Genomic DNA, 8,728 nt, shown 5'->3' with positions numbered 1-8,728 from the left:
ATGCGTTTGCCCGGCAAATGCGGCTCCATCCGATCCCACTGGTGATCTTTCAACATCAGACGAACTCCGCTCACCCAAGCCTCCGCGCCCAAAAGGAGCTTGAATCAGATTTGCGAGTCCGTCGAAAGCCTGAATGTCAACGCGCTCTAGTGAAACCATGAATATCATGACATCGCTTCAGCGCCCCTCTCCCATCGCCGCCAGCGTCGACTTTGAGGCGGACGGGGTGCAGCACGGCTTCCTGCGCCTGCCCTACAGCCGGGACGACTCGGCCTGGGGCTCGGTGATGATTCCGATTACCGTCGTCAAGGGTGGGGATGGCCCGACAGCCCTTGTCACTGGCGGCAATCACGGCGATGAATACGAAGGCCCGGTGGCTCTCTTCGACCTTGCGCGCACGCTCAAGGCCGAGGCGGTCCAAGGCCGTGTTATCATCGTGCCTGCCATGAACTACCCGGCCTTTCGCGCAGGAACTCGCACTTCGCCGATCGACCGGGGCAATCTCAACCGCAGCTTTCCCGGACGCCCGGATGGCACCGTGACTGAGAAGATCGCCGATTACTTCCAGCGTACGCTGCTGCCGCTCGCCGACATCGTGCTCGACTTCCACTCGGGCGGACGCACCCTCGACTTCCTGCCCTATGCGGCCGCCCATGAACTGCCGAACAAGGAGCAGGAAAAGCGCTGTTTCGACGCGGTGGCTGCCTTCTCGGCTCCCTATTCCATGCGGATGATCGAGATCGACACGGTCGGCATGTACGACACCGCCGCCGAGGAGATGGGGAAGGTGTTCGTGACCACGGAACTGTCGGGCGGCGGCACGTCGTCGGCCAAGACCGTGGGCATCGCCAAGCGCGGCGTGATGAACGTTCTCAAACACGCGGGCATCGTTGCCGGCACGCTGGAGACGAGGCCGACCTGCTGGCTCGACATGCCCTCCGGCGATTGCTTCCGCTTTGCGGAGGATGACGGCCTGGTCGAGGTTTGCACCGATCTCGGCGATCCGGTGCGGGCGGGAGACGTGATCGCGCGCATTCATCCCATCGGTCGGACCGGACAGGCGCCTGCGGTATATCGGGCCGCCCTCGACGGCATTCTCGCTGCCCGGCATTTCCCTGGGCTTGTCAAGACGGGCGACTGCCTCGCTGTGGTCGCAACTGTCGAGGAGAGGATCTGACACAAAATACCGCCAGCAAAACGCTGCAAGCTGGATCAACCGGCACGCGGTTCTGATAACACCAGAGGAGAAGACCACATGAAAACAGTGATCCGTTACGGCATTGCCGCCCTCGCTCTCGCCGCCGGTATTGGGAGTGCGCAGGCTCTGACGCTCGACGAGGTGAAGAGCGCCGGCTACATCCAGGCCGCCACGGCCAACGAAGTGCCCTATGGCTATATGAAGGAAGACGGCTCGGCCGCCGGCATCGGCCCCGACGTCGCCATTGCCGTGCTCAAGCGCATGGGCATCAACGAAGTGAACTGGACGGTGACGCCGTTCGGCACGCTCATTCCCGGCCTGAAGGCTCGCCGCTTCGCATTCGCGGCTGCTGAACAGAACATCTCGCCCGAGCGCTGTAAGCAGGTGTCGTTCACGGAGCCGAATTCCAGCTATGGCGAGGGCCTGCTGGTGAAGAAGGGCAACCCGAAGAAGCTGACCACCTACGCGGACATCGCCAAGGATCCGTCCCTCAAAGTCGCTGTCGTATCGGGCGCCAACAACATCGACTTCCTGCGCGCCGTGGGCGTGAAGGACAGCCAGATCGTCATCATCCAGGCCAATGCCGATGCGCCTTCGACGGTGCAGTCCCGTGTGGACGCCTACGCCGCGACCGAGCTCACCGTGTCCAAGCTCGTGGAAGGCAGCCAGGGTGTGGAACAGGTGAAGCCCTTCACGGATCCCGTCGTCGACGGCAAGCCGGTGCGCAATTACGGCGGGTTCGCCTTCCGCCCGGAGGACAAGGAACTCCATGATGCGTTCAACAAGGAGCTGGTCGATTTCCGCAAGACCGAGGATTACCAGAAGATCCTCATGTCCTACGGTCTGAGCGCCGAGAGCATCAAGGCCGCTGCCGCCAAGAACGTCGCCGATCTCTGTGCCGGAAAGTAACCCGTTGCATCGTTCGAACCATCCGGCCGGAGCGAGGCGCTCCGGCCGGGCGGAATGTCCGTAAGGGGAAGCCGACGATGACGTGGATGCAATATCTCGCGCCTTTGCTGAAGGGCGCACAGGTGACGGTGATGATCTCGCTCGCATCGATCTTCTTCGGTGTGATCCTGGCTTTCGCCGCAGGAATCGCGCGCACGTCGAGCAACCGCTTCGTGTCGGGCCTTGCCTTTGTCTACATCGTGCTGTTTCGCGGCACGCCGCTTCTCGTGCAGCTGTTCTGGTTCTATTATGCCCTGCCGCTGGTCGGCGTCTCGTTCAATCTGATCACGACCGGCATCATGACGCTGGCGCTTCTGACCGGGGCTTTCGGGGCGGAGGTGGTGCGCGGAGCCTTGCTCGCCGTGCCTCCCGCGCAGCTCGAAGCAGCGCGCGCGCTCAACTTCAGCAAGACCTACACGCTCTGGCACATCGCGATGCCCCAAGCCATCATCGAAATGATGCCGCCCTTCGGCAATCTGGCCATCCAGAACCTCAAGGATACGGCGCTCGTCTCCCTGATCTCCATCGCCGACCTGACCTTCCAGGCCCAGTCCCTGCGCAACATCACCCTGAACAGCGCCAGGGTCTACACCCTGACCCTGCTCGGCTACTTCCTCATCGCCCTCTGCCTGATGTTCGCGGTGCGCTTCATCGAGATGAAGCTGAGGCGCGGTCCGGCTTTTCCCAGGAGCGCCCACTCATGATGTACGGTTATGCCTGGGACACATCGACTCCGCTGACCTTCGCGCTCTCCATCCTGCCGATCCTTGGACACGGTCTGCTGGTGACCCTGCAGGCAGCTGCCGTCGGATACGTCATCGCCCTCGTTCTCGGCCTCGTGCTGGCGCTGCTGCGGCGCAGCCGGATCAAGGCGATCTCCTGGACGGTGGCCTGCTTCACCGAGTTCGTTCGCGACACACCCCTGCTGGTTCAGCTGTTTTTTCTCTATTACGTCCTGCCGGATTTCGGGATCATCCTGCCCGCTTTCATGACCGGAGCCCTGGCGCTTGGGCTGCAGTACTCGGCCTACACGTCCGAGGTCTATCGCGGCGGCGTCAACGCCGTATCCCGCGGGCAATGGGAGGCCGCAACGGCGCTCAACATGACGCGGCTGCAAACCTACCGGGACGTCGTGATCCCGCAGATGATTCCCCGCATCGTGCCCGCGCTTGGAAACTATCTCGTCTCGATGCTGAAGGAGACCCCGGTCCTCTCTGTCGTGACCGTGCTCGACATGCTCGGCCTTGCCAACATGATCGGCGAGCGGACCTTCGAATATCTGGTGCCGCTCTCCATGGTCGGGCTGATCTTCCTTCCCATGACCCTAATCTGCTCGGCTCTCATCTATGCGGTTGAAAGAGCCCTGCCCAAAAGTGGGATCCCTCTGCGATGAACCCGATTATCCGCTTTCAGAACGTCATCAAGCGCTTCGGCGCACTGACCGTGCTCGACAACTTCAACTTCGAGGTCCAGCGCGGCGAGAAGGTGACGCTCATCGGCCCGTCGGGCTCCGGCAAGTCTACCGTTCTGCGCATTCTGATGACGCTGGAGCCATTCCAGGAAGGACTCCTGGAGATCGACGGCATAAGCTACCACGAGCCCGATGGCCGCGGCCCTTTCAAGGCGAGCGAAAAGCACCTCCACACGATCCGCAGCAATGTGGGCATGGTGTTTCAGAGCTTCAACCTGTTCCCGCACATGACCGTGCTGCGCAACGTAGTTGAGGCTCCGGTCGCAGTCTTGAAGATGAAGCGGGAGGAGGCGGAAAGCCGCGCCACCGAACTGCTGCGCATGGTCGGCCTCTATGATAAGAAGGATCACTTCCCGAGTCAGCTTTCGGGCGGGCAGCAGCAGCGCGTCGCCATCGCGCGTGCGCTTGCCATGCGTCCGCGCGTTCTCCTGTTCGATGAGCCGACCTCCGCGCTAGACCCGCAGCTGGTCGGCGAAGTGCTCGGCGTCATCCGTGATCTCGCGCGCGAACACGACCTGACAATGCTCCTGGTCACGCACGAGATGCGCTTCGCCCGGGAGGTGTCGGATCGCGTCTGCTTCTTCGACAAGGGACGCATCGTCGAACAGGGCGAACCCGAGCGCTTCTTCAGCAACCCGCAGCAGCCCCGCACGCGGGAATTCCTGAGCTCCATCCTGGGTGAGCAGGAATCTCAGCGAGGAAGTATCGGGTGCACCCAGTGAAAACCGAGATTTTCTCTGCTCCCACACCGAAGAACCGAGATCTTCTCCCCCTGTGAAAGGATAGTCTCCTTCTATTGCATTCTGAGGATGGCGACGCATGAACGCGATGACGCAGACCACCGCTCCCGTATCCGTCAAAGGGGATACTCACCCGGCGCTGAGCCAGCTGCGCGATCCCCGCCTGCTGCGCGAAATGGCCTATATTGACGGGCGCTGGACGGCGGCGGCGGGCGATGCACGCTTCAAGGTCAACGATCCGGCCACCGGCCTGGCCGTTGCCCGCGTGTCGCGTCTCGGGGCCGAGGCCGCGAGCCAGGCCGTCGATGCCGCCGCCCGTGCCCTGCCAGACTGGAAGGCCCTGCTGCCGCAGGAGCGGGCCGAACGCCTGCGCGCCTGGCATGCGCTCATCCTGGACGCGCTTGAAGATCTCGCCCTGATCATGACCCTTGAACAGGGAAAGTCCCTTGCCGAGTCGCGGGGCGAAATCGCCTATGCGGCCTCGTTCGTGGAATGGTATTCGGAAGAAGCCAAGCGCCTGAACGTGGAGAGCGTCACGAGTCATCTGCACGGTGCGGAGATGCTGGTGCGCCGCGAGGCCCTCGGCGTCGCGGCGCTGCTGACGCCGTGGAACTTCCCGTCGGCCATGCTGACCCGCAAGGCGGCGGCCGCGCTGGCCGCAGGCTGCACGGTGGTAGCCCACCCATCCTCTTACACCCCACTTTCGGCGCTCGCGCTGGCGGAGCTCGCCGAACGCGCAGGCCTGCCCTGCGGCGTTCTCAACATCGTGACGGGCGATGCCGAACCCATCGCCAATCGCTTCTGCGATGACGAGCGCGTCCGTGTCGTCAGCTTCACCGGCTCCACGGAGATCGGGCGCAAGATCACGATGCGCTGCGCGTCCACCATGAAGCGCCTCGTGATGGAGCTGGGCGGGCATGCGCCGCTCATCGTGTTCGACGATGCCGATTTGGACAAAGCCGTCGAGATCGCGATGGCGGCGAAGTTCGCGACCTCCGGCCAGGACTGCCTCGCGGCCAACCGCATCTATGTCCAGCGCGGGATCTACCCGGCGTTCTGCGACGCCTTCGACCAGCGTATCGCCGGCCTGAAGGTCGGACCGGGCCTGGAGACCGCCACGGAGATCGGCCCTCTCATGCATGCCAACGCCGTGGCCAAGGCACAGGCGCAGGTTGCGGACGCCCTCAAGCATGGCGCCCGCCGAATGACCGCAGACGGTGGCGCTCCGGGACCGCTCTTCGTGACGCCGACGCTGCTCGTCGATGTGCCAGACGACGCGCTGATCATGCGCGAGGAGACCTTCGCGCCGATCGCCGCCGTGACGCCATTCGACAGCGAGGATGAAGTCGTGGCGCGGGCGAATGCGACCGAGTACGGCCTCGTCGCCTATGTGGTGACCGAAAACGGCGCACGCGCCCTGCGGCTCGGCCGGTCCCTCGAATATGGAATGGTGGCGATCAACCGCGTGAAGATCACCGGCGCCCCGATCCCGTTCGGCGGCATGAAGCAATCGGGCCTCGGACGCGAGGGATCGCGCCATGGCTTAGAGGCCTTCACGGACCTGAAATACCTTTGCATCGATGTACAATGATCCGGAGTCAGACATGCTGAACGAAGCGAACAATCTCGATAACGAACTCCACGCCTGGGACCGGGATCACTTCTTTCACCCCTCCACCCACATGGCCCAGCATGCGCGCGGAGAAACGCCCAACCGCATCATTACCGGCGGCGAGGGCGTTTACATCGTCGACCGTGACGGCAATCGCAGCCTCAATGCATTTGCGGGCCTCTATTGCGTGAATGTCGGCTACGGCCGAACCAAGATCACGGACGCCATCGCCGCTCAGGCTGCCGCCCTGCCCTACTATCATGCCTATGTGGGCCACGGCTCCGAACCGTCGATCCGTCTCGCGAAGATGATCATAGACCGCGCCCCGACGGGGATGAGCCGCGTGTTCTTCGGCCTGTCGGGTTCGGATGCCAATGAGACCAACATCAAGCTCGTCTGGTACATGAACAATGTGCTCGGGCGGCCCGAGAAGAAGAAGATCATCTCCCGCTGGCGCGGCTATCACGGCTCGGGCCTGATGAGCGGCAGCCTGACTGGCCTGGCCGCCTTTCACAATCTGTTCGACCTACCCCGCCCGCCGATCCTGCACACGGAAGCACCCTACTTTTTCCGCCGCCCCGACCGCAGCATGAGCGAGGAGCAGTTCTCGCAATACTGCGCCGACAAGCTGGAGGAGATGATCCAGGCCGAAGGTCCGGAGACCATCGCGGCCTTCATCGGCGAGCCGGTACTGGGCACGGGCGGAATCGTGCCCCCGCCGAAGGGCTATTGGGAGAAGATCCAGACCGTTCTGGAAAAGTACGACATCCTGCTCATCGCCGACGAGGTGATCACGGGTTTCGGGCGTCTCGGCACCATGTTCGGGTCCGATCATTATGGCATAAGGCCGGATCTCATCACCATCGCCAAGGGCCTGACATCGGCTTATGCGCCGCTCTCCGGCGTGATCGTGTCCGAGAAGGTTTGGCGCGTTCTGGAACAGGGATCCGACACCTACGGCGCCATCGGGCATGGCTGGACCTACTCGTCCCATCCGCTCTGCGCCGCAGCCGGCGTGGCGAACCTCGATGTCGTCGACGAACTCGACATCGTCAACAATGCCCGCCAGGTCGGAGCCTACTTCAACAACGCGCTTCAGGAAGCCGTGGGCTCGAACCGCTTCGTCGGCGAGGTGCGTGGTGAGGGCCTGATGGCTGCGGTCGAGTTCGTGCGGGACCGCAACGACCGCGTATTCTTCGATCCCTCCGAAAAGGTCGGGCCGCGCATCACTGCCGCATTGCTGGAACGCGGCGTCATCGGGCGCGCCATGCCGCAAGGCGACATCCTCGGCTTTGCCCCGCCACTCTGCCTGACCAGGGAAGAGGCTGATATCATCGTAGCCGCGGCGAAGGATGCTGTGGAAAGCGTAACCGCGACGCTCTAATATTTACCTCTGCGGTGGGTGGGCGCAAAAACCAGCCCACCGCGGAGCTCGGCAACGGCCTCACGAAGGCCGGAAAAAGAGGGCACAAGCCCAACCCCACTGAGGATGCAGCCCCATGCTTGTCGGCGTACCATCTGAAATCAAGAATAACGAGGCCCGCGTGGGGCTTACCCCGTCGTCCGTGCAGGAGCTGGGTCATCATGGGCACCGCGTCATGGTTCAGTCCGGGGCGGGCCTGGGGGCTGGGCTTATGGATGAGGATTACATGGCTGCCGGGGCGGAGATCGTCGACGGTCCCGGGCGGATCTTCGCGGAAGCCGAAATGGTGGTGAAGGTGAAGGAGCCTCAGGCCCAGGAGCGCAAGCGCCTGCGGCCGGGACAGATCCTGTTCACCTACTTGCATCTTGCCCCCGATCCGGAGCAGACCCGCGATCTCATGGAAGCCAAGGCGGTTTGCATCGCCTATGAGACCGTGACCTCCCCTTCCGGCACCCTGCCTCTTCTGACCCCCATGTCCGAGGTCGCCGGCAGACTTGCGCCACAGGTCGGAGCCCATGCTCTGGAAAAGGCGCAGGGCGGACGCGGCATCCTGCTCGGCGGTGTGCCGGGCGTTCCGGCAGCGTCCATCGTCATTCTGGGTGGGGGAGTGTCAGGCACCCATGCTACCGCGATTGCCGTCGGCATGGGCGCACGGGTTACGGTTGTCGACCGATCGCCCGATGCCCTGAAGCGCTTGGCGAACCAGTTCGGCAGCGCAATCTCGACGGTCTATTCCACCAGGGCAGACATCGCGGAGCTCGTCAGAGAAGCCGATCTGCTGATCGGCGCGGTGCTCATCCCCGGCGCTGCCGCACCCAAGCTGGTCAGCCGCGAGATGATTGGCACCATGAAGAAGGGAGCCGTCGTCGTCGATATCGCAATCGACCAAGGCGGGTGCTTCGAAACTTCCCATGCCACAACTCACTCCGACCCGACCTATGTAGTGGACGGAGTCGTACGCTATTGCGTCGCCAACATGCCCGGCGCGGTCCCCAGGACCTCAACCTTCGCCCTCAACAATGCGACCCTGCCGTTCGTGCTGGCCCTTGCGAACAAAGGCTGGCGCACGGCGCTGTCGCAGGATCTGCATCTGCTGGACGGCCTGAACGTATGCGACGGCAGGATCACCTGCCTTCCCGTAGCGGAGGCCCAAGGCCTCGTCTGCACGCCTGCCCGGGACATGATCGCGAACGGACATTGATGGGCGCTGGCCAACAAGCGACATAGAGCATACGGTTTTCGATCTGCGACCATTGCGTATCCCTGGCATCCGCTGTTCGGACAGACCGTTCAGGTCTCGCGGTATCGGCGCGGTAAGGCCTTGAGCTTCGTCTAT

8 protein-coding genes are annotated in these 8,728 nt (G+C 63.2%); all 8 read left to right on the top strand.

Translation table 11 applies throughout. The features are described 5' to 3' along the window. The first annotated feature begins 166 nt into the window (after positions 1–166). The 8 genes from doeB to ald all read left to right on the top strand — a co-directional run bounded on the left by doeB (position 167) and on the right by ald (position 8,593). The gene (gene doeB / locus FS320_RS32910; RefSeq protein ID WP_152716633.1) at positions 167–1,177 is read left to right on the top strand and encodes a N(2)-acetyl-L-2,4-diaminobutanoate deacetylase DoeB; all 1,011 of its coding nucleotides are present in this window, start codon (positions 167–169) and stop codon (positions 1,175–1,177) included. A gap of 78 nt (positions 1,178–1,255) precedes the next feature. After that, positions 1,256–2,107, top strand: a complete 852-nt coding sequence (gene ehuB / locus FS320_RS32905) for an ectoine/hydroxyectoine ABC transporter substrate-binding protein EhuB (RefSeq protein ID WP_152716632.1) — start codon at positions 1,256–1,258, stop codon at positions 2,105–2,107. A gap of 77 nt (positions 2,108–2,184) precedes the next feature. Continuing rightward, positions 2,185–2,850 carry an ectoine/hydroxyectoine ABC transporter permease subunit EhuC gene (gene ehuC, locus FS320_RS32900; RefSeq protein WP_152716631.1) on the top strand — a complete coding sequence of 222 codons (666 nt, stop codon included), beginning with the start codon at positions 2,185–2,187 and terminating at the stop codon, positions 2,848–2,850. Further along, the gene (gene ehuD, locus FS320_RS32895; protein ID WP_152716630.1) at positions 2,847–3,539 is read left to right on the top strand and encodes an ectoine/hydroxyectoine ABC transporter permease subunit EhuD; all 693 of its coding nucleotides are present in this window, start codon (positions 2,847–2,849) and stop codon (positions 3,537–3,539) included. Before ehuC ends, ehuD begins: the two co-directional genes overlap by 4 nt. Further along, complete coding sequence (gene ehuA, locus FS320_RS32890) at positions 3,536–4,339, top strand: ectoine/hydroxyectoine ABC transporter ATP-binding protein EhuA (RefSeq protein WP_152716629.1); 804 nt, start codon at positions 3,536–3,538, stop codon at positions 4,337–4,339. Before ehuD ends, ehuA begins: the two co-directional genes overlap by 4 nt. A 97-nt stretch (positions 4,340–4,436) precedes the next feature. Next, positions 4,437–5,948, top strand: coding sequence for an NAD-dependent succinate-semialdehyde dehydrogenase (locus FS320_RS32885; protein ID WP_152716628.1), 1,512 nt, complete (start codon positions 4,437–4,439; stop codon positions 5,946–5,948). A 13-nt stretch (positions 5,949–5,961) separates the two neighbouring features. Then, positions 5,962–7,353, top strand: coding sequence for an aspartate aminotransferase family protein (locus tag FS320_RS32880; RefSeq protein WP_152716627.1), 1,392 nt, complete (start codon positions 5,962–5,964; stop codon positions 7,351–7,353). Between the two features lie 115 nt (positions 7,354–7,468). Continuing rightward, complete coding sequence (gene ald / locus FS320_RS32875) at positions 7,469–8,593, top strand: alanine dehydrogenase (protein ID WP_152716626.1); 1,125 nt, start codon at positions 7,469–7,471, stop codon at positions 8,591–8,593. Positions 8,594–8,728: the final 135 nt, after the last annotated feature.

The sequence above is a fragment of the Microvirga tunisiensis genome (assembly GCF_009296175.1).
Lineage (GTDB): Bacteria > Pseudomonadota > Alphaproteobacteria > Rhizobiales > Beijerinckiaceae > Microvirga > Microvirga tunisiensis.
Note: the sequence above shows the minus strand (reverse complement) of the source record. Positions and strands in the feature narration are given on the sequence as shown.